This is a genomic window from Thalassospira lohafexi (assembly GCF_002844275.1).
Taxonomy (GTDB): domain Bacteria; phylum Pseudomonadota; class Alphaproteobacteria; order Rhodospirillales; family Thalassospiraceae; genus Thalassospira; species Thalassospira lohafexi.
Window position 1 is genome coordinate 119,050 of the sequence record NZ_NXGX01000003.1, and the last position, 24,146, is coordinate 143,195.

Annotated in this window: 23 protein-coding genes; 13 read left to right on the forward strand and 10 right to left on the reverse strand. The window is 54.3% G+C overall.

Annotated elements, in window-relative coordinates:
* Positions 1-2 precede the first annotated feature (2 nt).
* From COO92_RS07485 to COO92_RS07510, 6 genes are all read left to right on the forward strand, one after another.
* Positions 3-2,090 carry a tripartite tricarboxylate transporter permease gene (locus COO92_RS07485; protein WP_206186374.1) on the forward strand — a complete coding sequence of 696 codons (2,088 nt, stop codon included), beginning with the start codon at positions 3-5 and terminating at the stop codon, positions 2,088-2,090.
* Between the two features lie 52 nt (positions 2,091-2,142).
* The gene (locus tag COO92_RS07490) at positions 2,143-3,219 is read left to right on the forward strand and encodes a tartrate dehydrogenase (RefSeq protein ID WP_101301111.1); all 1,077 of its coding nucleotides are present in this window, start codon (positions 2,143-2,145) and stop codon (positions 3,217-3,219) included.
* A 30-nt stretch (positions 3,220-3,249) separates the two neighbouring features.
* Entirely contained in the window at positions 3,250-4,527 is a 1,278-nt protein-coding gene (locus COO92_RS07495) for a glycerate kinase type-2 family protein (RefSeq protein ID WP_420823342.1), read from the forward strand.
* A gap of 31 nt (positions 4,528-4,558) precedes the next feature.
* Complete coding sequence (locus COO92_RS07500; protein WP_101301114.1) at positions 4,559-5,641, forward strand: tartrate dehydrogenase; 1,083 nt, start codon at positions 4,559-4,561, stop codon at positions 5,639-5,641.
* A gap of 320 nt (positions 5,642-5,961) precedes the next feature.
* Entirely contained in the window at positions 5,962-7,452 is a 1,491-nt protein-coding gene (locus tag COO92_RS07505; protein ID WP_206186375.1) for a SulP family inorganic anion transporter, read from the forward strand.
* A gap of 31 nt (positions 7,453-7,483) precedes the next feature.
* Positions 7,484-8,338: a universal stress protein gene (locus COO92_RS07510; RefSeq protein WP_101301116.1), complete on the forward strand. Its 855-nt coding sequence runs from the start codon at positions 7,484-7,486 to the stop codon at positions 8,336-8,338.
* Positions 8,339-8,440: 102 nt separating this feature from the next.
* Here the strand turns inward: COO92_RS07510 and COO92_RS07515 are convergent, their stop codons facing one another.
* From COO92_RS07515 to COO92_RS07535, 5 genes are all read right to left on the reverse strand, one after another.
* Positions 8,441-9,037, reverse strand: coding sequence for a hypothetical protein (locus tag COO92_RS07515; protein ID WP_101301118.1), 597 nt, complete (start codon positions 9,035-9,037; stop codon positions 8,441-8,443).
* A 122-nt stretch (positions 9,038-9,159) separates the two neighbouring features.
* Positions 9,160-10,119, reverse strand: coding sequence for an Hsp33 family molecular chaperone HslO (hslO, locus tag COO92_RS07520; RefSeq protein ID WP_101301120.1), 960 nt, complete (start codon positions 10,117-10,119; stop codon positions 9,160-9,162).
* Positions 10,120-10,340: 221 nt separating this feature from the next.
* Positions 10,341-11,258, reverse strand: a complete 918-nt coding sequence (gene argF, locus COO92_RS07525) for an ornithine carbamoyltransferase (RefSeq protein ID WP_101301122.1) — start codon at positions 11,256-11,258, stop codon at positions 10,341-10,343.
* A 26-nt stretch (positions 11,259-11,284) separates the two neighbouring features.
* Positions 11,285-12,442 carry an aspartate aminotransferase family protein gene (locus COO92_RS07530; protein WP_101301123.1) on the reverse strand — a complete coding sequence of 386 codons (1,158 nt, stop codon included), beginning with the start codon at positions 12,440-12,442 and terminating at the stop codon, positions 11,285-11,287.
* Positions 12,443-12,685: 243 nt separating this feature from the next.
* Complete coding sequence (locus tag COO92_RS07535) at positions 12,686-13,480, reverse strand: ABC transporter permease (protein ID WP_165792299.1); 795 nt, start codon at positions 13,478-13,480, stop codon at positions 12,686-12,688.
* Between the two features lie 94 nt (positions 13,481-13,574).
* On the opposite strand from COO92_RS07535, the gene COO92_RS07540 reads away from it, so the two are divergent.
* From COO92_RS07540 to COO92_RS07555, 4 genes are all read left to right on the forward strand, one after another.
* The gene (locus tag COO92_RS07540; protein ID WP_101301726.1) at positions 13,575-14,291 is read left to right on the forward strand and encodes a regulatory protein RecX; all 717 of its coding nucleotides are present in this window, start codon (positions 13,575-13,577) and stop codon (positions 14,289-14,291) included.
* A 68-nt stretch (positions 14,292-14,359) separates the two neighbouring features.
* Positions 14,360-14,695 (forward strand): arsenate reductase (glutaredoxin), encoded by a 336-nt coding sequence (gene arsC, locus COO92_RS07545; protein ID WP_101301127.1) that lies wholly within the window; start codon positions 14,360-14,362, stop codon positions 14,693-14,695.
* 235 nt (positions 14,696-14,930) lie between these two features.
* Positions 14,931-15,308 carry a CidA/LrgA family protein gene (locus COO92_RS07550; RefSeq protein WP_101301129.1) on the forward strand — a complete coding sequence of 126 codons (378 nt, stop codon included), beginning with the start codon at positions 14,931-14,933 and terminating at the stop codon, positions 15,306-15,308.
* Positions 15,308-16,030: an LrgB family protein gene (locus COO92_RS07555; RefSeq protein WP_101301131.1), complete on the forward strand. Its 723-nt coding sequence runs from the start codon at positions 15,308-15,310 to the stop codon at positions 16,028-16,030. Before COO92_RS07550 ends, COO92_RS07555 begins: the two co-directional genes overlap by 1 nt.
* Before the next feature lie 8 nt (positions 16,031-16,038).
* Here the strand turns inward: COO92_RS07555 and COO92_RS07560 are convergent, their stop codons facing one another.
* The gene (locus tag COO92_RS07560; RefSeq protein ID WP_101301133.1) at positions 16,039-16,527 is read right to left on the reverse strand and encodes a hypothetical protein; all 489 of its coding nucleotides are present in this window, start codon (positions 16,525-16,527) and stop codon (positions 16,039-16,041) included.
* A gap of 107 nt (positions 16,528-16,634) precedes the next feature.
* On the opposite strand from COO92_RS07560, the gene COO92_RS07565 reads away from it, so the two are divergent.
* Positions 16,635-17,096: a MarR family winged helix-turn-helix transcriptional regulator gene (locus COO92_RS07565; protein ID WP_101301135.1), complete on the forward strand. Its 462-nt coding sequence runs from the start codon at positions 16,635-16,637 to the stop codon at positions 17,094-17,096.
* Positions 17,097-17,186: 90 nt separating this feature from the next.
* Here the strand turns inward: COO92_RS07565 and COO92_RS07570 are convergent, their stop codons facing one another.
* From COO92_RS07570 to COO92_RS07580, 3 genes are all read right to left on the reverse strand, one after another.
* Positions 17,187-18,890, reverse strand: coding sequence for a methyl-accepting chemotaxis protein (locus tag COO92_RS07570; protein ID WP_101301137.1), 1,704 nt, complete (start codon positions 18,888-18,890; stop codon positions 17,187-17,189).
* A 395-nt stretch (positions 18,891-19,285) separates the two neighbouring features.
* Entirely contained in the window at positions 19,286-20,032 is a 747-nt protein-coding gene (gene truA / locus COO92_RS07575) for a tRNA pseudouridine(38-40) synthase TruA (protein ID WP_101301138.1), read from the reverse strand.
* A gap of 133 nt (positions 20,033-20,165) precedes the next feature.
* On the reverse strand, positions 20,166-21,386 hold the full coding sequence (locus tag COO92_RS07580) for an argininosuccinate synthase (RefSeq protein WP_101301140.1): 1,221 nt from the start codon (positions 21,384-21,386) through the stop codon (positions 20,166-20,168).
* Between the two features lie 316 nt (positions 21,387-21,702).
* On the opposite strand from COO92_RS07580, the gene COO92_RS07585 reads away from it, so the two are divergent.
* Both COO92_RS07585 and COO92_RS07590 read left to right on the forward strand, forming a co-directional pair.
* Positions 21,703-22,419, forward strand: a complete 717-nt coding sequence (locus tag COO92_RS07585) for a M48 family metallopeptidase (RefSeq protein WP_101301142.1) — start codon at positions 21,703-21,705, stop codon at positions 22,417-22,419.
* Between the two features lie 50 nt (positions 22,420-22,469).
* A complete protein-coding gene (locus tag COO92_RS07590) occupies positions 22,470-23,102 on the forward strand; it encodes a LysE family translocator (protein ID WP_101301144.1) in 633 nt (210 codons plus the stop codon).
* Between the two features lie 69 nt (positions 23,103-23,171).
* Here COO92_RS07590 and COO92_RS07595 read toward each other — a convergent pair whose 3' ends face one another.
* Positions 23,172-24,077, reverse strand: coding sequence for a LysR family transcriptional regulator (locus COO92_RS07595; RefSeq protein WP_101301146.1), 906 nt, complete (start codon positions 24,075-24,077; stop codon positions 23,172-23,174).
* Between the last annotated feature and the right edge of the window lie 69 nt (positions 24,078-24,146).

Here is a 24,146-nt window from a genome sequence, read left to right on the forward strand (position 1 = left end):
GATTGGAAAGGTCCATCGTCATGGAGCTCCTTGGCTATTTCGTTAACGCCCTGACACCGTTGAATATTTTGATGGCGCTTGGGGGCGTGGTTCTTGGCACGGTAATCGGTGCTTTGCCGGGATTGTCGGCAACTATGGCGGTGGCCGTTCTGGTCCCTTTTACATTCACAATGGATCCAGCTACCGGCTTGATCGCACTGGGTGCGATTTATACCGGGGCCATTTATGGCGGGGCCTATGCCGCCATTCTGGTTAATACACCGGGAACGCCATCTGCAATCGCGACCACCTTTGATGGTTTCCCGATGGCCAAACGCGGTGATGGTAGTCTGGCAGTAACACTGGCAACGCTTGCTTCTGTTTTTGGCGGGCTTGTCGGGGGTGTGTTCCTGCTGCTGCTGTCACCGCCGCTGGCCAAAGTTGCGTTGGCCTTTGGTCCGCCGGAATATTTCTGGCTGGCGATTTTTGGACTAACCCTTATTTCCGCCCTGTCGGTTGGCAATACTCTTAAAGGACTGCTGGGCGGCTGTGTTGGCCTGATGTTGGCAATGGTCGGGGTGGCTGTGGTTGGCGGTGATATCCGCTTTACTATGGGAACCCATATGTTGCTGGGCGGGTTCGATATTGTTTCCGCATTGATCGGTCTTTACTGTATTCCGGTCCTGATTGATCTGGTGGCCACGCCTGACCCGCACTTAAAGGTTGAACAGGGCAATCGCGGTATTCGTCTGCGCGAAGCGTTCGGCATTGCCTGGAGCAGCAAATTCAACGTTCTGCGCAGTTCATTGATCGGGACCGTGATCGGTGTTTTGCCCGGTGCCGGGGGATCGATTGCCGGGCTGGTATCTTATTCCGAGGCGCGTCGATCATCCAAACATCCTGAAACATTTGGCAATGGGGCACCTGATGGCATCATTGCCACGGAATCGGCCAATAACGCCACGGTTGGCGGCGGCTTTATCCCGACATTGGTGTTGGGCATTCCCGGCACACCGCCAGATGCGGTTATTCTTGGGGCCTTGCTGGTTCAGGGTATCAAGATCGGCCCGACCCTGTTCACCCAGCAAGGCGATATTGTTTATACCTTTATCTTTGGTTTGCTGATCGCAACCGCGCTGATGTTGCCGGCGGGGCTTTTGATCGGGCGTTATGCCTATAAGTCTATCGCATCCATTCCCAAAACATTGCTGGTGCCAACCATTGCGTTTTTAACCGTCGTTGGCAGCTTTGCCATCCATAGCAACCTGCATGATGTGCAGATGATGCTGGCGCTTGGTGTGATTGGCTGGCTTTTGAATCGCTGTGGTTTTGCGCCATCGCCGATTGTTCTTGGACTGGTGTTAGGTCAGATTGCCGAACAGGGGTTTGTTCAATCCTATCTGATTGGCAATGCGACCGGAAACCTTACGGGCATGTTCTTTGGCCGGCCGATCAGTCTGGCGATCGTGGTGCTGGCCGCATTTACGCTGCTTTATCCGCTGGTGTTTGCCAAGCGCAAGGAAAAAGCCCGGAAACGGGCACTGGATGCGGCGCGTAACTTTACCGACAGTGACGGCGAAACGACGCTGGCTGTGGCAGATGCGCCAAAACCCGGGTTTGAACCATTTGCGGGTGTCAAAAAGCTGATGGCGCAGCCGCGCGATGCTGCCGGGATGATGTTGTCAGTATTGTTGATCATTGTTGCCGTCCTGGCCTTTGCCCAGACATCATCGATGTCGCCGATGGGATCGGTGTTTCCAAGCACAATTTCGGTTGCCATCGTTGTCTTGTCCATTGTGCTTCTGGGTTTGAATTTCTTGCGCAAACCAGCGGCCAAGACTGCAGGTCACGGGGCAGGCGAAGAATCATCATCGCGGCGTTATGCCTTGGTCGCCGTCATGGCGGTTTGGGTTGCCGGTGTGCCAATAGTCGGGTTTGGTTGTATGGCGGTTCTGGCGTTCTTATTGCTGGCCCGGATATCCTGTTATGAGGCGATGACCCGGAAACAAATTCTTGGTGAGGCCGTAGCCGGCATTGTGATTGTCGGCGGTCTTTACCTTCTTATGGCGGAAGTTCTTCTGATCAGAATGCCAAAGGGGCTTCTGTTCTAGGACCATCGGTCACAAGAAAACTCCTTAACCTGCTAACGAACAGAGACTGAAAATGAAAAACTATCGTATTGCAGCCATCCCCGGCGACGGGATCGGTAAAGAGGTTGTTGCGGCCGGTGTTGAAGTTCTTGACGTGCTTGCCAAGCGCGACGGCGGCTTTACCATGAGCTTTGATAATTTCGGTTGGGGCTCGGACTATTACAAAAAGCACGGGCTGATGATGCCAGCCGACGGTCGGAGCCAGATCGCGGATCATGATGCGATCTATTTTGGCGCGGTTGGTGCGCCCGATGTGCCGGACCATGTGACGCTTTGGGGGTTGCGTCTGGCGATTTGTCAGCCGTTTGATCAATACGCCAATGTCCGCCCGACCCGTATTCTTCCGGGTATTGAAAGCCCGCTTCGCAATGTAAAGCAAAGCGAACTTGACTGGGTGATTGTACGGGAAAATTCCGAAGGCGAATATGCCGGTCAAGGCGGGCGTTCGCATGTGGGTTTGCCCGAAGAAGTTGCAACCGAAGTTTCGATTTTCACCCGTGCCGGTGTGACCCGGATCATGCGGTTTGCCTTTGATATGGCGCGCAGCCGTCCGCGCAAGAAATTGACCGTCGTGACCAAATCAAATGCCCAGCGCAACGGCATGGTCATGTGGGACGAAATTGCCAGCGAAGTCGCACAAGATTACCCGGATGTTGAATGGGACAAGATGCTGGTCGATGCCATGACCATGCGTATGACCCTGCGCCCCGAAACCCTTGATACGATTGTCGCAACCAATCTTCATGCCGATATTCTGTCTGATCTTGCCGCCGCCCTTGCCGGATCGCTTGGCATTGCGCCGACCGCCAACCTTAATCCGGAAGGCAAATTCCCGTCCATGTTCGAACCTATCCATGGGTCTGCATTTGATATTACGGGTCAAGGCATTGCCAATCCTGTGGCGACGTTCTGGAGTGCGGTGATGATGCTTGACCATCTGGGTGAAAAGGCCGCATCCGAACGCCTGATGCGCGCGGTTGAACGGGTCACCGCCAACCCGGACCTTCACACCCCTGATCTTGGTGGCAAGGCAACGACACGTCAGGTAACTGACGCGGTGATTGCTGCCATCCATGGCGAAAATAGCTAATTGACAGGCGTGAAGATGGGGGCAGGAAAAGTGCACGAATTGAATGATCCGACTTGGGTGAAAACCTTTCTGGTTGATCTTTTTAAGACCGCTGTCGATGCGGCCGACCCCCATCTTTGCCTGCCACATTTTCTTCCCGAGCCACCAAAGGGCAAAACCGTCGTCATCGGGGCCGGAAAGGCATCCGCCAAAATGGCACAGGCCCTTGAAAATCATTGGCAAGATGACCTTTCAGGTGTTGTTGTCACCCGCTATGGCCATGCAGTTCCAACCCGACAGATCGATGTCATCGAGGCCTCCCACCCGGTTCCCGATCAGGCCGGTTTAATGGCAACCCGACGTATCAGGGAATGTGTCGGAAACCTTTCGAAAGATGATCTGGTCATCTGTCTGATCTCCGGAGGCGGATCGGCCCTTCTGGTTGATCCCGCACCCGGCATCAGTCTGGCCGATAAACAGGCCATCAATCAGGCATTGCTTAAATCCGGGGCGCCGATTGACGAAATGAACTGCGTGCGCCGCCATCTTTCAATGGTCAAGGGCGGTAAACTTGCCGCTTTGTGCCATCCGGCACGGGTTGTTTCATTGCTGATTTCCGACGTACCAAATGATCAATTCCTCGACATTGCATCCGGTCCAACGGTGCCCGATCCAACGACATGTGCAGACGCGCTGCACATCATCGAACGTTACGGCATCAGCCTTCCCGATAATGTCCATAATCTTTTGCGCTACGGGGAAACCGAAACGATAAAACCGAGCGATCCGCGCGTGCAAAAGGCCGAGGCCAAGCTGATTGCCGCCCCCTACATGGCGCTGGATGCCGCGGCACAAAAGGCACGCTCTGCCGGAATTGATGCGCTGATCATCGGCGATTCACTGGAAGGCGAATCATCAGAACTTGCACGTTCGATGGCGAAAACAGTCAAACATATTGCATCACGTCAGAATATCAACAAACGCCCATGCGTCCTGCTTTCGGGCGGAGAAACGACGGTAACCGTCAAGGGAAATGGCCGGGGCGGTCGTAATGTCGAGTTCCTGCTCGCACTTGCGATTGCACTTGATGGCATGTCGGGCATTCATGCCGTTGCCGGGGATACGGACGGCATTGACGGAATCGAAGAAATCGCCGGGGCGTATATTTCACCTGACACGCTTTTGCGCAGCTCACTTCGTAAGATGGACCCGATCACCTATCTTGAGAATAATGACGGTCATAGCTTTTTTGAATCCCTGGATGACACAATCATCACAGGGCCAACATTGACCAACGTGAATGATTTCAGGGCAATTCTGATTTCCTGATTGATAAGAACACACGACGGAGGAAAACATCGTGACAAGCGCCACCCATAAAATCGCAGTCATCGCAGGTGACGGCATCGGAACCGAAGTCATGCCCGAAGGCATCCGCGTTCTTGAGGCCACCGCAGATGTCTTTGGCATCGATCTGACATTCGACACCTTCGAATTTGGATCCTGTGACTATTATCAAAAGCATGGGCAGATGATGCCCGACGACTGGCGCGCACAGGTTGGCAATCATGATGCGATTTTCTTTGGCGCGGTCGGTTGGCCCGATACGGTGCCGGACCATATTTCGCTTTGGGGGTCGCTGATCCAGTTCCGGCGCGACTTTGACCAATATGTCAGCCTGCGCCCCGCCAAACTGATGCCCGGCGTGCCCTCCCCGCTTGCCGGTCGCAAACCCGGTGATATTGATTTCTATGTCGTGCGCGAAAACACCGAAGGCGAATATTCCTCGGTCGGGGGCAAGATGTATCCCGGTACGGACCGCGAAATCGTCATTCAGGAAACGGTGATGTCGCGCACCGGGATTGATCGCATTTTGAAATATGCGTTCGAACTGGCGCAAAAACGCCCGCGCAAACATCTGACCTCGGCAACCAAATCGAACGGCATTTCAATCACCATGCCCTATTGGGATGAACGGGTGGTCGAAATGGCGAAAAACTATCCCGACGTCAGCTGGGACAAATATCATATCGATATCCTGACCGCCCAGTTCGTCATGAACCCGGACCGCTTTGACGTGGTGGTCGCATCCAACCTGTTTGGCGATATCCTGTCCGACCTTGGCCCGGCCTGCACGGGGACAATCGGTATTGCACCATCGGGCAACATCAACCCGGAACGTAAATTCCCGTCCCTGTTCGAACCGGTACATGGGTCCGCCCCCGACATCGCGGGCAAGGGCATTGCCAACCCGATTGGCCAAATCTGGTCCGGGGCAATGATGCTTGATCATCTGGGCCATACCGATGCCCATGACGCCATCATGCACGCCATTGAAAACATCCTGCTCGATGAAACGCTCCGCACCGCCGACCTTGGCGGATCGGCCGATACGATCACCTGTGGCAAGGCGATTGCCAAAGCCGTACGCGACAACGCCTAGGCAACGCACCTATAAAAATCCGTCCAAATCCGGCCTGATCCCCACCTTCCGGGGGTTGGGCCTTTTTCGTCTGCCCGCCCATACAAAGTCCGTCATCAAGGACTGCGATGCGCATGCCTGCTCTTCCGTCCCAAGGTTGTGCAAAAACTTAAATTAGTATAGGTACAGCCCTGCTGCGACGCAGCACCTTAACGGGCAGGCACGCAGACCCGGTCGCCGACCAATATGGCCGACGGGTTGACGCCATACCGCCTGATAACATTCCAGCCCCGGGGACAGCCCCCCGAACCGAATGGGCTTGACGGAGACGGAGATTTTCTGTGAACAGCGATTTTCTTCCGCGTTTGCGGGCTGAATGGCTTGGCAATATTCGCGGCGATGTGCTTTCGGGCCTTGTGGTGGCACTTGCCCTGATCCCCGAGGCGATTGCCTTTTCAATCATTGCCGGGGTTGATCCCAAGGTCGGGCTGTATGCCTCCTTCTCAATCGCCGTGATCACCGCGATCTTTGGCGGGCGTCCGGGTATGATTTCGGCCGCGACCGCGGCCACCGCTGTTTTGATGGGCTCGCTTGTCCGTGAGCACGGGCTTGATTACCTGCTCGCGGCAACGGTTCTGGCGGGCGTTATCCAGATGGTGGCCGGCGCACTTCGCCTTGGCAGCCTGATGCGCTTTGTGTCCAAATCGGTGATGACCGGCTTTGTCAATGCGCTCGCCATTTTGATCTTCATGGCGCAGCTCCCCGAACTGACCAATGTCAGCTATATGACCTATGTGATGGTTGCCGGTGGCCTTGCCATCATTTACCTGTTCCCGCGCATTACCAAGGCCATCCCGTCGCCACTGGTGTGCATTGTGGTTCTGACCCTTGTGTCGCTGGCAATTCATGCCGATGTGCGCACGGTTGGCGATATGGGCGCATTGCCCGATGCCTTCCCGGCAATCTATTTGCCCAACATTCCGCTTAACCTTGATACCTTCCTGATCATCCTGCCCTATTCGGCAGCGGTTGCCGCCGTTGGTCTTTTGGAAAGCCTGATGACCGCGCAGATCGTTGATGAGTTGACCGACACATCGTCAGACCGCACGCGTGAATGTTACGGTCAGGGCATTGCCAACTTCTTCACCGGTTTCATCGGGGGCATGGCCGGCTGTGCGATGATTGGTCAGTCCGTGATCAACGTCAAATCGGGCGGCCGTGGCCGTTTGTCGACCTTCCTTGCGGGTATTTATCTTCTGATCCTGATTGTGGTTCTGGGCGATCTGGTGGCGATCATTCCGATGCCGGCTCTTGTTGCCATCATGATCATGGTGTCCATCGGGACATTCAGTTGGTCATCGATCAAGGACCTCAAACACCACCCGCGCAGTTCGTCGATTGTGATGCTCGCCACCGTGATTGCCGTGGTTGGTACGCACAATCTGGCGATTGGTGTTCTGGTCGGTGTGTTGCTGTCGGGTATTTTCTTTGCCTGGAAAATCGCGCAGATTTTCCGCATCACCAGCACGCTTGATGATGCTGGTGCGCACCGCACTTATGAAGTCCGTGGTCAGATTTTCTTTGCCTCGGTCGAAGACTTCACCAAGGCATTCGATTTCCGCGAAGCACTTGATAAAGTCACCATCGATGTCAGCCACGCACATATCTGGGATATTTCAAGTGTTGCCGCCCTTGATATGGTCGTGTTGAAATTCCGTCGTGAAGGGGCCGAAGTCGAATTGATCGGTCTCAATGAAGCCAGTGAAACAATCGTCGATAAACTGGCCATCCATGATAAGCCCGGCGCGCTTGAACGCCTGATGGGCCACTAAGCCCACAGGGCAAGGGAAAAGGGAAACGATCATGACACATCTGATCGCATTGATTGACGGATCGGGTTATTCGCAAAGCGTTTGCGACCTGACACGCTGGGTGGCCGAGCGCACAAGCGCATCGGTTGACCTGATGCATGTTCTGGGCCGGCGCGGTATAGGTTCCGAACCCGCTGATCTGAGTGGTAATCTTAAGCTTGGCGCACGCACAGCCTTGCTTAAGGAACTTTCCGATCTGGATGAGCAAAAAGCCAAGCTTGAGCTCAAACGCGGGCGACTTCTTCTTGAAGAAGCCAAATCCGGGCTTGAGGAAGGTGGGCTTAAAACTGTCGGCACCAAATTGCGCCACGGCGATCTGATCGAAAGCCTTGCCGAATTTGAAGGCGATGCCGATTTGATCGTGATTGGCAAACGCGGTGAAGCCGCCGATTTTGCCAAACTGCATCTGGGATCGAACCTTGAACGGGTTGTCCGTGCGGCCACGAAGCCCGTACTTGTCGCGTCACGCGCATTCAAACCTATCGAGAAATTCCTGATCGCCTTTGATGGCGGCGAAAGTGCCATGAAGGCTGTGCGTCACATTGCCGCGGGCAAGCTGTTTACCGACTTGCCCTGCACCTTGCTGTGCGTTGGCAAATCAACCGACAGCCTGCAGGAAAAACTCGATCAGGCCGCAGAAATCCTGCGCACCGCAGGCTATAGCGTCAACGCCGAGTTCGCCGCAGGCGAACCCGAAGACGTCATCAAGGACCGGATCAAAGCCGACAACATCGATCTTCTGGTCATGGGTGCCTATGGCCATTCACGCATCCGCAACCTGATCATCGGCAGCACCACCACCGAAATGGTCCGGTCCTGTCAGGTTCCGGTGATGATGTTCCGCTAAGTCGGGCAAAACGCAATCATCAGACAAATAAAAAGCCCGGCAGATCACCTGCCGGGCTTTTGTCATACATAACGGATTTCGCGTCTTAGGCTCAGGGCCTATTCAGCGGACCAGAAAACGTCCAAGATTGGCGTTGATCTGACGTTCAAGTTCGCGGTCCAGATCCATCAGAACGGTTGCGGTTTCGTCGTAAATTGCCTTTTCACGCTCGGCGACCGACATTGATTCTGAAAGTGTGTGCGACCGTGCGGCCATGGCCTGCACTTCGCCCTTCTGAACGCCATTGGCATCAAGAAGTTCAAGCTTGGCGGCAACCTTAAGCTCGATATTTTCTGACTGATCATCGGTAAAGGCACCTTTGATGCCCTTGGTCGTTTTAAGCGCGTTTGACGTGATCGATGCCTCGGTCACGGAATAGCGCAGCATGTCGCTGGTACCGGCCGTCTGGATACGGTCATCGGGCCAGTTCATTGCCATTTTGCCAAGGCTGAAGGGCAGGCTGTTGGCCATGGACCCATTTACTTTTGAATCCCACGCAGCAACTTTTTCAACCGGCCCGGCGGCAAACACAATCGGTTGAAGATGACGCCAGGTGACATCGGGGTAATTTGCCACCGGCGTGCTGGTGCAGGCCGCCAGCAGCGCAACCATGACACCGGCAATGCTTGCGCGCATGCCATTGATGGACAATACCTTCATGAAATCAAACTCCCTCGTCATTCAAAACTCATACAAAAACGTCACCATGGATTTGGTTATCCATGGTGACGTTGCGTGATGATTAAGGCAAGCCTGTGACAGGCTAATGCGCTGTAATCTTTTTATGAACTTTGCACGTCATCGGCCTTAAAAGCCCGAATGTCTGCTTCGTTAAAGCCATAACGCGTGTTGCAGAACTGGCACGACACCGCAACTTCACCGGTGTCACTTTCGCGCATCGACAGCAATTCGTCGAGCGGATAGGTCACAAGCGCACCTTCGATCTTTTCGCGCGAACAGCGACATTTGAACCGCAATTCCGCCTGTTCGAACACACGTGGTTCTTCATCATGGAACAGGCGCCAGATCAAATCATGTGCCGACAGTGAGATATCGACAAGTTCGGTTTCCGTCGCACTGGTCATCAGGATTTTTGACCTGTTCCAGTCCTCGGCAACCTTTTCGCCTTCTTCCGGGGTGGCGGCATCGCCAGATGCACTGACCGGCAAGCGTTGCAGGAACAATCCACCAACCCACCAGTCGGCATCAATCTCACCCTGATGAACTTCAAGTTTAAAGGCGGTTTCAAGCTGCTCGGACTGGCGGAAATAGGCCTCTGCACATTCCGAAAGGGTTGCCCCTTCAAGCGACACAATACCCTGATAGCGTTCATGCTCATCGCCCTGATCGACCGTAAAGGCAATATGCCCGCGGCCCATCAGTTTAAGAACCTGCCCGCGAAGGGCTTCTTCCCCGCCTTCTTCGGCGGCAATCAGGGTATTGAGGCGGTCTTCATCAACCCGAAGACACGCCCGTACATTGCCCTCACTGTCAACATCGACCACCAGCATGCTGATCGGCCCGTCCGACGATGTCTGAAGGGTAAACAGCCCGTCATATTTCAACGACGACGACAACAGCACCGCAAGGCCAATCATCTCACCCAAAAGGTGGTTGGCCAGCGCAGGATAACTATGCTGACCAATGATGGTCTGCACCGTCGGGCCAAGGCGCGTAAAGCGGCCACGGATGTTGGAATGATCCAGCGTGAAGGGCTGGCAAAAATCGACAGCGATCTGCATGTTCGGCTTCCGGTTGTTAGAGTCAGGACTCATTAATCTGATTGACCATTACAAACAAATTAATGAGTCCTGACCCTAGGTGTTTGGGGCCGTATAACAAGTCCGACCCATCATTGTCGAGGCGCTTTCATCAAACGCCCGCTTACATAACTCAGCATGGCAAAAGGGGCAGTCAAAACTGCCCCTCTGCGAATTCGTAATGCCTTATTTAGGTTGCCTACTCAGGATGGCAAGCCGTTAAAGCAGTATAGCAGAACCCCTTTCTGCGCATGCAGACGGTTTTCGGCTTCGTCAAACACCACCGATTGCGGGCCGTCGATCACCTCGTCGGTGACTTCTTCGTTGCGATGCGCTGGCAGGCAATGCATGAAAATCGCATCATCCTTGGCCTGCGCCATGGTTTTGGCGTTGATCTGATAAGGAGCAAGCGCTTCCATGCGGGCATCGTAATCCTCATCCCCCATCGAAACCCAGCAATCTGTAACAACAACATCAGCACCGGCCAGCGCACTATCAAGGTCGGTCATCCGCACCTTGCCACCATCGACATTGGCGGTCTCAATCATTCCCTGATTGGGGCGATAGCCCGCCGGGCAGGCCATATCCATTGAAAAGCCGAATTTCGACGAGGCATGGATAAAGGATGCCGACACGTTATTACCATCCCCGACCCAGGCAAATTTAAGCCCGTCAAGACGGCCTTTATGTTCCTTGATCGTCATCAGGTCGGCCATGATCTGGCACGGGTGGCTTTGATCGGTCAGGCCATTGATCACCGGCACCGTGGCGTATTTCGCCATTTCCAAAAGTTTGGATTCATCGGTGGTACGGATCATGATCGCATCGACAAAACGCGACAAAACGCGCGCCGTATCGGCAATGGTTTCGCCACGGCCAAGCTGGCTGCTGTCGGCATCAAGCACGACAACATCACCGCCAAGCTGACGCATGCCGACTTCAAATGACACGCGTGTACGGGTCGATGGCTTTTCGAAAATAAGGGCCAGAGTTTTACCCGCAAGCGGCTTGTCCCCAAACGGGGCTTTACCCGCTTTTTCGGAATCCCCAAGGGTCAGAATATCGTTCAGCGTGCCCGACGGCAGCACATCGATATCGAGAAAATGGCGAATATCAGTCATAAATCAATCTTCCTTACTGCGCGCCATTACGACGCGAGAGCAGCCGCGCACGCATCAATTGCGGTCAGCGCCTCGTCAACATGGGTTTTGGTGATGTTAAGCGGCGGTATAAGTCGCACCACATTGTCGCCTGCCGGAACCGTCAAAAGGTTCAACTCACGCAGTTTGGCAACAACTTCACCGTTGTTTGGCACTGTTTTCATGCCCAAAAGAAGGCCCCTGCCGCGTACTTCTTCGATAAAGCCCGGATGCTTGCGCGCAATCGCATCAAGCCCATCACGGATCAAGCCGCTCATCTCAAGCACATGGTCCAGGAAACCGGGTTTCAGAACTTCATCAAGCACCGCATTGGCCGCCGCCGTTGCCAGCTGATTGCCGCCAAAGGTCGTCCCGTGCATGCCCGGCGAAAAGGCCGCAGCCGCCTTTTCATTGGCCAAAAGGGCACCGATCGGGAATCCACCGCCAAGCCCCTTGGCAGAAGACACAATATCGGGCTGCATGTCCGACCATTCATAGCAAAACAGCTTGCCGGTCCGGCCAATGCCGGTCTGAACTTCGTCAAACATCACAAGCAGGCCAAACTCGTCAGCCGCCTTGCGCACCCCTTCAAGATAACCGTCTGGCGCCTTGCAAATCCCGCCTTCGCCCTGAATGGGCTCAAGCAAAATACCGCCGGTGTTTTCGGTAATGCCATTGCGCAATTCATTGAGATTGCCAAAGGCCACCCGGTCAAAACCATCAGGCATCGGGCCAAAGCCCTCACGGTACTTTTCGCTATAGCCCGCGGTCAGCGTGCCCAAGGTCCGGCCATGAAACGCATTGGTCGCGACCAATATGCGGTTCTTTTGCGCATGGCCCGACACATGCTGATACCGGCGCAGCATCTTGATGCCCGCCTCGTTGGCTTCCGCACCGGAGTTACAGAAGAAAACCGTATCGGCAAAACTGTTGGCAATCAGTCGTTCGGCCAGTTTCTGCTGACCGGGCATCTGATACAGGTTCGATGTATGCCAAAGTTTGCCAACCTGTTCGGTCAGTTCCTTAACAAGATGCGGGTGCGAATGGCCAAGGGTATTGACCGCAATACCCGACCCGAAATCGAGGAATCGTCGGCCGTCCTGCGCAAAGAGATAAGGTCCAACACCTTTCTCAAAGGCCAGATCGGCCCGCGCGTAGGTCGGCATGACGGGAGTAATCACTTTTTCATTCCTCAAATTCGGGTAGAAACACATTCTTGACCGTTTGGTCAGCTCCGGCAGAATACCGGGAAGCCGGGGAGTATCAAGAGATTCCTGATGTCTGTCAACGCCGCAAAACCCCGTAGACCGCACAGCACAAACTGGCCACCACAATGAAAAAGGGCAGCATCCACGATGTGATGCTGCCCGATTGATTGGTTTTGCGCCAGACCGCGCTGTTTGGCGTGGTTACGCCTTAAGCTTATACCCGCTTTTGATCATGCGATAGCACAGCAACCACAACAACGCATTGACCGCTGCCAACACAACAACGCCGGTCATGATGGTGCCGTCCGAAATGCCGGTAAAGCCATAGCGGAACCCGTCAATCATGTAAAAGAACGGGTTGAAATGCACCAGAATCTGACCCGCTTCGGGCAGGCTGTCCGCACTGTAAAACGTGCCAGACAGGAACGACAGCGGAGTGACGACAAAGTTGGTGACCACGGCGATATGGTCGAACTTCTCGGCCCAGACACCGCCCGCAATCCCCAGAAGGGCCAGCATCAAGGACGCAGAAATCCCGAAATACAGGATCGCCCAGATGTTATGGATGCGGATATCGACAAAGAACGCCATGACAATGGCGGTAACAGCACCCACCATCACACCACGGGTCACCGCACCAAAGGCAAACCCGGCAACCATTTCACCGGCTGACAATGGTGGCATCAAAACATCGACAATATTGCCCTGAACTTTCGCAATCGTCAGCGAACTTGATGAATTGGCAAAGGCGTTTTGGGCCATGGTCATCATGACAAGACCAGGCGCGAGGAAGGTGGCGAAGGCAATACCATTTACTGTCTCAACCGCCCGGCCAAGCGCCAGCAGGAACACAGCAAGAAACAGAAGACTGGTCACAACCGGCGCGCCAATGGTTTGCAGATGCACATTGAGGAAGCGTCGAACTTCCTTGGCATACAGCGTCCAAAGACCAAGCCAATTGACCGCGCCCATCTGACGTGGGGCTAGTTCACTCATAGAATTTCCTTCGGAAAAATGCAGACAATTGCCGGTAAAATAGGGAGAGTAGGGTACTTGTTGCAAGGGTGCGTATTCATTCATGATGGCGAACATGACACAAAAACAGCGCCAAGGCCCGGAAACCCTGGAGTCTGACGGTGAAAACAAGCCGGTCGGAAATGCCCGTTTTTCGACTTCAAACCGGAAAAACACCCAAAACGCCAAGGACAAGCAGCGCGAAGCCAACCGCCCGCGCCGTGTCACGCGTGATTATCTGATGAATTATGCGACCTGGTATCTTGAACGGTTTGCCGCCTCACGTGCCCGACTTGAAAAACTGATGCGCGGTAAAATACGTCTGTCGGTGGCGGAATATGGCACCGATCCCGAAGAAGCCGAAAACTGGATGAAGTCGGTTCTAAGCACATGCGAAAAAGCCGGTTTTATCAATGATGACGCCTATGCCAAGGGACGGGCAAGATCGCTTTTTCGCAAGGGCAAAGCCATGCGGGTTATTGCCGCTGACTTGTCATCACGCGGGATCGCATCCGATCAGATTGATACCGCACTCAAGGATCTTAAGGCCGAGGCCGAACAAGCCGCCTATGACGAGGTCCGCGGCACCGACCCCAACATTGCCGCGGCCGCTGCCTATGCCCGTCGTCGGCGTCTTGGCCCATGGCGACGCCCTGATATCCGCGATGAAAAACGTGAAAAGGATATGGCCGCCCTCGCCCGTCAAGGGTTTGGCTATGACACCGCCACCCGCATCATCAACAGCGACCTTGATGAACTGAATGATCTGTTGTCGATGATTGACGGCATTTGATCGCCGGATCAAAGGCGGTTATCACTAATCCATCCTTTTGCATCCCTGTTGATACGGAGACCCCAGACATGATGGTCCGCATCTATCACAATCCGCGCTGTTCCAAATCGCGTCAGACACTGGCCCTGATCGAAGAAAAAGGCATCACACCCGATGTCATTCTTTATCTCGACACACCGCCGTCCCCGCAAGAAATGTCGGAACTGATTGAGATGCTCGGCATGCAGCCCGAAGACATCCTGCGCAAAAAAGAAGCCCGCGAAGAAGGCATTGCCGATCTGCGTGGCGATGATCTGATCGAAGCCCTATGCGCCCATCCGCGCGCCCTCGAACGCCCGATTGTAGTCAATGACCACAAGGCCGTTCTGGGCCGTCCACCGGAAAACGTGCTCGATATTCTGTAATCGGCGACAGGCTGCATAGGGTGGTTGCGGCCACCGAACGGTGGATTCGCGCCTGCGCGGGAACGACGGTGGCATAAAACCGTCCATCTTTTTCGGGAAACACCCGTAACATCAAACGCCTGTGCCCATTCGGCACGGGCGTTTTTCGTTATTAGTAAAAGTCTAATACCCCGAATGCCATTATGTCATAGGCTCAGAAACGCATAAACGAACCGCACCTATCAGGAGGCCTTTGATGATTGCCGCATTCGCCCTGATCCTTGTTTGCCAATTGTTTGGCGAAGTCATATCGGAACTGTTTGACCTGCCGGTACCCGGACCTGTGATCGGTCTGGTTTTATTGTTCTTTGGCTTGCTGATCAGTCGCAAACCGCCAAAGGTCCTGACCGATGCGGCCGATAACCTTCTGATCCATTTTTCATTGCTGTTTGTCCCCGCCGGTGTCGGCGTTGTCACCCAGATTGACCGGCTTAAGGGCGATTGGCTGCCGATTGCGGCGGCTTTGATTGTCTCGACCTTGCTCGCCATTGTGCTGACCGCGATGCTGATGTCAAAGCTTCTGCCCAAACAAACCGATGTATCTACCCCAGATAGCGCAAAGGATGCATCGTAATGGAAACCGACATCACACAGCTTTGGGTTTATCTGTCGACCAAACCACTGACGGGACTTACCATCACGCTTGTCGCCTATTCCATCGGGTTCTGGCTGTATCAGAAAAGCAACCGCAACCCGATGTGCAATCCGGTCGTGATTGCCATTGCCCTGATCGCGTTTCTTCTCAAGGTCACAGACACCCCCTATGCCACCTATTTCGAAGGCGCACAGTTTGTGCACTTCCTGCTTGGCCCGGCCACCGTTGCCTTGGCCGTGCCGCTGTTTCGTCAGACCGAAACGCTTAAACGCGCCATGCCGGTGATTGTCTTTGGCGTTTTATTCGGATCCTTGGTTGCCAGTGCCAGCACGGTTCTTTTGGCGTGGGCTTTGGGCGCAAGCCCGGAAACACTGGCGTCATTGGCCCCAAAATCGGTGACCACCCCGGTTGCCATGGGCATTGCCGAAAACATTGGTGGCGTTCCCGCCCTGACCGCGGTCTGCGTCATTGCCACCGGTATTGTCGGGGCAACACTTGGCCCGATGGTGATGAATATGGCGCGATTGAAAGACTGGCGGGCACGGGGCTTTGCCATGGGCGTCGCATCGCACGGCATTGGGACCGCACGCGCCTTTCAGGTCAATGAAACGGCGGGGGCTTTTTCCGGATTGGCGATGGGGTTAAACACCATGGCAACCGCCATCACCATCCCGTTTTTGTGGCACTGGATATTCGGGTAAGACAAATATCATCGGGCCAGAGGAGCACGGTACCGGGTATCACGCCCGGCAAGGCGACGCATGCGCAGCCCATCACGAATGTTTAACCCGATCAGAACAAGATTAACCCCACCGGCAATCAATTCAACCGCCTGAAGCGGGACAAACAGGCCGTCCAGGTCACCACGATTGGCAAGGATCGCCAAAGATACGGCACTTGGGACAAGGATGAGAAGGCCATTGGCCGCAATGAATTTCATCCTGCGCAGTTTGAGTGCCAAAACACCGGAAATATGCCCGCGCGCCAAACGAAAACCTGACGCACCGGTCGCAGCCAGTGTGGGAACAAGCAGCAGTACCCCCCACGCAACTGCCGTTTTAACAGCAACGATTTGAACATGTGATCCACCAAGTTCGACAAGCACCGTTGCCAGCCAGAACGTAGCAATCAAAAGGAACACCGCCCCACCGGCAATACGGTGAAGGGTGCGCAATAGAGTGTTTGTTGATATGGACATCGTCATCTCTTTTTGAACAAGGATTGCGATGTGGCGCCACACGTATTTAAATAGCATACTATATATTACATAGCAAGCTATGCATTTAAATGCACACAGGAGCCTCCATGCCGCTGAAACGAACCCAGTCTGCGGGGTATATGACCAATTGGGCTGCACGCCTGTTTGCGCGTGCCATTGACCAGAAACTCAAACCCATGGGCATGAGCAGTGGATACCTGCCGGTTTTCTTTGCGCTGGTGGATGGCACGGCACGCACGCAAAAGCAGTTGGCCCTTGGTGCTGGCATTGAACAGCCCACCATGGCCGCGACGCTCAATCGCATGGAACGCGATGGATGGATCGAACGGGAAAAAGACGGCGAAGATCGCCGCATTACCCACATCCGGTTGAGTGCTGCGGCCCGTGACAAGGCACAAGACATTCAGGCCATCGTCAATCAGGTCAACGAAACCGCCCTGTCAGGCTTAAACAGTCTGGAACAACGCGTTTTGCTGGATGCGCTGGGCAAGGTCACCACGGCCCTGACCCGCACAGAAGAAAACCAGAAACACCCCGTACCGAAATAACATGCCGACTTACCCATCAGTGTGGCGAGATGCCCCGTTGCGATGCGGGCGGTAGCATCGGGTGAGCCGAAGCTCACCCGAACGTTTTAATTAACCTGCACGCAACTGCGACAGAAACTCTGAAACAGTATCCTGCAGGGTATCAATCTGCTTGGCCAGATCGCCAACGGTCGCATCAAGTTCGCCCGCCGCAGCACCGCTGCTGCTGGCGGCTTTATGGATTTCGTCGATGTTGGCAACCACTTCGTTCGATCCGGAAGATGCGCTTGTTGCACTGTTGGCGATTTCGTTGACGGCCGAGTTTTGCTCGGACACGGCTGACGCAATGCCGTTGGCAATTTCGCTGATCGACGAGATTGTCTGGGTTACCTTCTCGATGGCTTCCACCGTGACCTTGGTTTCATCCTGAATCGCCCCGATCTGCTGGGCGATTTCATCGGTGGCCTTGGCCGTCTGATTGGCAAGGTTTTTGACCTCTTGGGCCACAACGGCAAAGCCTTTGCCCGCCTCACCGGCGCGCGCGGCTTCAATCGTCGCATTCAGGGCCAAAAGGTTGGTCTGCGATGCGATATCGTTAATCAGGCTGACAACCTGACCAATGCGCTCGGCCGCCTCGGCAAGACCGCCGACCATTTCATTGGCCCGCGATGCCTCACCCACAGCAGCCTCGGCGATAGAAGTCGACTCGTGGACCTGACCGCCAATCTGGCTGATTGATGCCGACAGTTCTTCGGTTGCCGCGGCAACCGTTTGAACGTTACGGGCCGAATCATTGGCTGCTTCTGAAACCTTCTGGCTTTGATTGACCGAATGATTTGCAGAATCACGCATTGAGTTGGTTGATTTCAACATACCACCGGTCGCCGCACGAACTGATGTGACGATCTGACCAATAGACTGTTCGAGTTCAACCGCGAGCTTGTTGCGCTGATCAATCGCTGCCTGTTTGGACCGTTTTTCTGCAACAACACGAGCTTCTTCGGCTTCGTCGATTTTGGCCGCCGTTTCACGCCAGCGCACCAACCCGTTGGCAATCAGTCCAATCTCGTCCTTGCGCTCGGTAAAGGATACCTCTTCGCTGAAATCGCGCTCAACGAAACGCGAAATCGTCTGACTAAGAACTCGGAGCGGGCCAAGCTGCCAACGCAGCAACAAGAACAGAAGGAACGCCGAGACAACGGCAATGATCACACCAACAATGGCGATACGCGCTTCGATCTCACCAGCAACAGCAGCGACTTCTGCCTTTTTAATACCAACATACAAAATGCCCAAAACATCGCCAGCCGGCGTCATGATCGGACTGTATTGCGTGACATATTCCGTACCAAGGATAAGCGCTTCACCGCGGAACGTCTTGCCCGACATGATCGGCGCGTACGCCGCACTGCCTTTGCCAAGCATGGTGCCGACCGCACGTGTACCATCGGGTTTTATGATGTTGGTTGAAACACGGATAAAATCTTCTTCCGCCGGGACATAGGCAAACACGGTTGCCGTTTGACCGGTGGCCGTGCCAATGCGGTCAATCAGGGCGTGGGAAGATAAATCAGGGATTTCCGGCATCACCAGTTTGGATGTTTCGCCATCCTTGGTGATCACCATGTTAAAGTCGGGGTTAGCATCCTGTAGCAACAATGCTGCAACACGAAGATTGAGTTTTTGCGACGCCAGACTGTCACTGGCGACCTGTTGATCGACACGCTGCATAATCAACACGCCCAGCAAAATGATCCCACTCATAAGAATAAGAACGGCAGCTAAGGCAACTTTAAGTACCAAACTTTTCGACATGCTCTCTCCCTAATCACCATCAAGGACAAAACCAGAAGATCGACAGTGGATGGTTCTGTCCACATTTCATCAATAGCTTAGCGCCAGGATCAAGGCCCGAACCTAACCCATTATAAGGTATACAATATCAGAATTAACCTTTGCGTATAGTTGTTTATCCTGTTGCATAGGCTCGCACCTGCACAATTGCCTCAAATCACACGGCACATAAATTAGGGGCACGGGGACGACGTATCGGACACACCGACACGCCAGAACATGACGCACGCCAAATCTGGTTATCTTTGGGGATGTCGATTATGAAGAACGGGGCGTCAGAAAACCTGAATGTCGCCAGCCAGCAGATGTCGCAAATGAATGCAGCAGGGTCTGGGGGCGGGGCTTAGGCTCAGGGCCTAGTAATCAACCTTGACGAAATACAATCCATCCGCTGGTGCGGTAGGACCACCTGCTGCACGGTTACAGGCCTCAAGTGCTTTTTTCACCCTAATCGGCTTCCAGCTTCCTTTGCCAACCAGAACCAGTGTCCCAACCATGTTGCGCACCTGATGATGCAGGAACGACCGGCTTTCGGTGTGGATGCGGATTTCAAGTGGATCTTCGATGCTGCGCGTGACTTCCAGTTTTTCAAGCGTCTTGATCGGGCTGTTGGCCTGACATTCGCTGGCGCGGAAACTGGTGAAATCAAACGTGCCAATCAGGTGCTGGGCGGCTTCGTTCATCGCATCGATATCAAGCGGCTTGTAAACCCCCCATGCCAGCCCGGCTTCAAAGGTCAGCGGGGCGCGGCGATTGATGATGCGATACATGTAGTAGCGTTTTTTTGATGAAAACCGCGCGTGGAAATCTTCGGTAACTTCATCGCACAGCTTTACCGCGACCGGGGCCGGTTTAAGATAATGGTTGATCGCATTCATCACCGCGTCGGCCGGGTAATATTTCGGTAAATCGAAATGCACCACCTGCCCCAGCGCATGCACCCCGGCATCGGTGCGGCCCGATACATACACGCGCACGAATTCACCGACGAAATCCTCGATCGCGGTTTCAAACACCTTTTGAACCGAAATCACTTCGTCCTGATACTGCCACCCGTGATAGGGGCGGCCATCATATTCGACGGTGCATTTGTAGCGTTGCATGGGCTCTCGAAACTTGTTGGAACACCTGAGCCTTCGGCTCAGGACGGCGCGCACCCGTTATATCCGGGCTGATAAAAGAAAACGAGGGGCTTTGACACCCCTCGTTCCAATCCTCACACAATTAAATGCGTGATTATTTCAGATCGTCATTGCCGTAGCCAAGGCGCAGACGCAGCGCATTGAGCTTGATAAAGCCTTCTGCATCGTGCTGGTCATAAACGGTGTCGGCTTCGAACGTGACGTGTTCTTCGGAATAAATCGAGTTCGGCGATTTACGCCCGGTAACCGTGACGTTGCCTTTGTACAGATCAAGGCGCACCGTGCCGTTGACCGACCGCTGGGTGTCATCGATCAGACGCTGAAGCGCCTGACGTTCCGGCGACCACCAATACCCGTTATAGATCATCTCGGCATACCGCGGCATCAGCTCGTCTTTAAGATGACCCGCATTGCGGTCCAGCGTGATGCTTTCCATCGCGCGGTGTGCGGTGAGCATGATCGTACCGCCCGGTGTTTCGTAAACACCACGCGACTTCATGCCGACATAACGGTTTTCAACCAGATCAAGACGACCAATACCGTTTTTGCCAGCCACATCGTTAAGGGCGGTCAACAAGGTGGCCGGGCTCATGCGTTCGCCGTTGATCGCAACCGGATCGCCTTTTTCGAATTCAATTTCGATGGTGGTGATCGCATCGGGTGCGTTCTGCGGCGAAACCGTACGCATGAACATATTTTCGTTCGGCTTCGTCCACGGATCTTCAAGCGCCTTGCCTTCGTAGGAAATGTGCAGAAGGTTGGCATCCGTCGAATAGGGCGGCTCATCGCCACCGGCTTTATCGGCTGAAATCGGGATCTGGTGCTTCTGGGCGAAGTCGAGCAACGCGGTACGCGAATTCAATTCCCACTCACGCCACGGTGCAATCACCTTAACGTCGGGCTTCAGGCCATAATAACCAAGCTCAAAACGGACCTGATCGTTGCCTTTGCCGGTCGCGCCGTGTGACACGGCATCGGCACCAACTTCCTTGGCGATTTCGATTTGGCGTTTGGCAATCAATGGCCGCGCAATCGACGTCCCCAGCAGGTAAACACCTTCATACAGGGCATTGGCGCGGAACATCGGGAAGACGTAATCGCGGACGAACTCTTCGCGCAGATCTTCGATGAAGATTTGCTTCACGCCGAACATCTCTGCCTTTTTACGGGCGGGCTCAAGCTCTTCGCCCTGGCCGAGATCGGCGGTGAAGGTCACGACTTCGCAGTTATACTGTTCACGAAGCCACTTCAGGATGATGGAGGTATCAAGCCCGCCTGAATAGGCAAGCACCACCTTTTTGACCTGATCGCTCATTGCAGTGACGCCTTTCTTTTTCAATACACTTCAGGGATCAATACACTTCAGGGAATGGCACACGCGTGCCCGGCTCCCTGTCATAGTTCCCTGCCATAGACGCAATCTGTTGATTGCGTCGGGCCCCGAAAAGCCTGTAAGGCGCTCCGACGGCTCTTTATGCAAAATCTGCCCCATCTTGCACAAAGAGCCCTAGACCTTGAGCGCGGAGTATAGGAAAACACTAGTGAGGGGCAAGACCCAAGATTGGGCTTGGTGCCAAAAAGGCGCAAAAACCCGTAAAATATTGCCTCGCTTTTGGAAAAAACCGCTCCGAATGCTCAAAAACACCGAAGAAACCGAAATAGACCTGCCCAAAATTGGCCCGCTGCCGGTCCGTTTACGGCCCAGCGCGCGCGCGTCGCGACTCAAACTGCGGATTGATCCGGCGTTTGACGGGGTCGAAATCGTCGTGCCCACCGGAATTTCACGAAAAGTCGCCCTTTCGATGCTGGACCAGCATAGCGATTGGGTAGCCGCCCACATTCAACGTTTGCCCGACCGCGTACAATTCGTGCCCGGCGCGTGGATTCCGTTTCTGGGCGAAGACCACGCCATCCGCGCCGTCCCCGATGCAAAACGTGGTGTCTGGGCCGAGGCCGGGGTGATCTGGGTATCGGGATTGCCCGAACATACCAACCGGCGTGTGACCGATTTCCTGAAAAAACAGGCCAAACTTGAAATCGCCCCGCGCGCCCAAGAATATGCCGACCAAATCGGTAAGAAAATCAATCGGATATCGCTGAAAGACACCCGCACCCGTTGGGGCAGTTGCTCCTCAAACGGCAATTTGGCGTTTAGCTGGCGACTCGTTCTCGCCCCCGAAGATGTGCTTGATTACGTCGTCGCCCACGAGGTCGCCCATCTTCAGGAACTGAACCACAGTGCGCGGTTCTGGGCTGTGGTGGATGATCTTTATGGCCCGTCAAAGAAACAGCAACACTGGCTTAAACGAAACGGCTCTGCCCTGCATCGATATGGTGCCGGAAGTTGACTGAGTAAGTTAACCAACTCAATCCATACTGCCCTTACAGGATGCGTCCCATGCTGATCCCGATTGAAACACTGGCCATCTTCATCCCCACCGCCCTGGCGCTTAACATGACGCCGGGCAATGACATGCTGTTTTGTCTGGGACAGGGGATTAAATCCGGCCCGGTTGCCGGAAATGCCGCAAGTCTCGGGATTGCCACCGGTGCGATGATCCATACACTTTTGGCCGGACTGGGACTGGCCGCACTGGTTGCGGCCCATCCGGTTGCGCTTGAAGTTTTGCGCTGGCTTGGCATTGCATATCTGGTGTGGCTGGCGATCAATGCCTTCCGATCCGGTGATCAAAATCTGGCACCAGCCAAAACCACACAATCATCCGCCTTTCGCGCATGGCGCGACGGGATTGTGGTTAATCTGCTCAACCCGAAGATCATCGTGTTTGTGCTGGCCTTCATCCCGCAATTTGTCGATGCGTCGCGGGGGTCGGTGTTAGTACAGTTTTTGATTTTCGGCCTGATTCTCAATATCGGTGGGACGATCATTAATTGTCTGGTGGGTGGATTTGCCGGGAAACTTGGTGTGACATTATCGCGATCAAAACGGGTGGCGCGCGGCTTTCAGATTTTTACCGGATGCGTGTTTCTCGGCCTTGCGGCCAAGCTGGCGTTTGATCGGCGCGGGTGAATAATCATCCGCATTATTCATTTTAGATGAATAATAGCCTTCAGCCCACATCGGGCTGTAAACTATTCGTTACACCACACATCCGCTTTCACGCAGATGGGGTAATTCTGCCCGCAAGAATCCAAGGAAGCTTTTCTCGACCGCGCTCAGTTCACGTGATGCGGTGAACAATGCCACGTCCCAGTCAATGACCGGCGTTAAGGTGCGCGCAACCACCTTGGTCTCATCGACCAGCAAGGCGGCAAACGGATCAATCACCGCAATCCCGACATTGCGTTCGACAAGGCGCGAAATGGTGCGAATGGTCCGGGCCTCGACCGCGATTTTGCGCGGCCAGCCAGCAATCTGGAAAATATAGTCGATTTTGGTGCGCAAGGGTGATCCGATCGACAGTTCGACAAAGCGTTCACCGCGCAGAAGGTCGATATCAATCGTTTCAAACCCGGCCAGCCGATGCCCCACCGGCATCAAACAGACCGCACGTGACTGTGCGAGCGGGGTGACCACCATATTGGGGTCCTGCAGATCAAGGGTAATGCCGATCCCCAGATCACATTGCCGGGTTGTGACCATTTCAAGCATGCCTTCAAGCCCGGTGTCGGTGATGCTGATCGAGACATTGGGGTGGGCCAGTTTGAATTTTGCCACCACATCAAGAAGATAGGTATCGACATAAATCGGCTGTGCGGCGATGCGGATGGAGCCCAGCTGATCATTGGCAATCGCGCGTGCCTGCGTTTCAATTTCATGAAGTGAGTTCAGCGACCGCAAGACAGTTACATGAAACTGATGGGCCTCATTGGTCGGCACCAGTTGATTGCGTTTGCGGTTGAACAAGGAAAATCCGACAGACTTTTCAAAGCTGTTGAGCAAACGGCTGACCATTGGCTGGCTGATGTTCATTGCCTGTGCTGCCTTGGTGACCGACCCATGGGTCATAAAGGCATTGAAGCTTTCCAACTCGCGCAGGTTCATGTGACGGCCTCATTTTTTCAGTATGTAAATTAGTTATACTGGAATTAATTTTTTGCGCCAACAGTTATG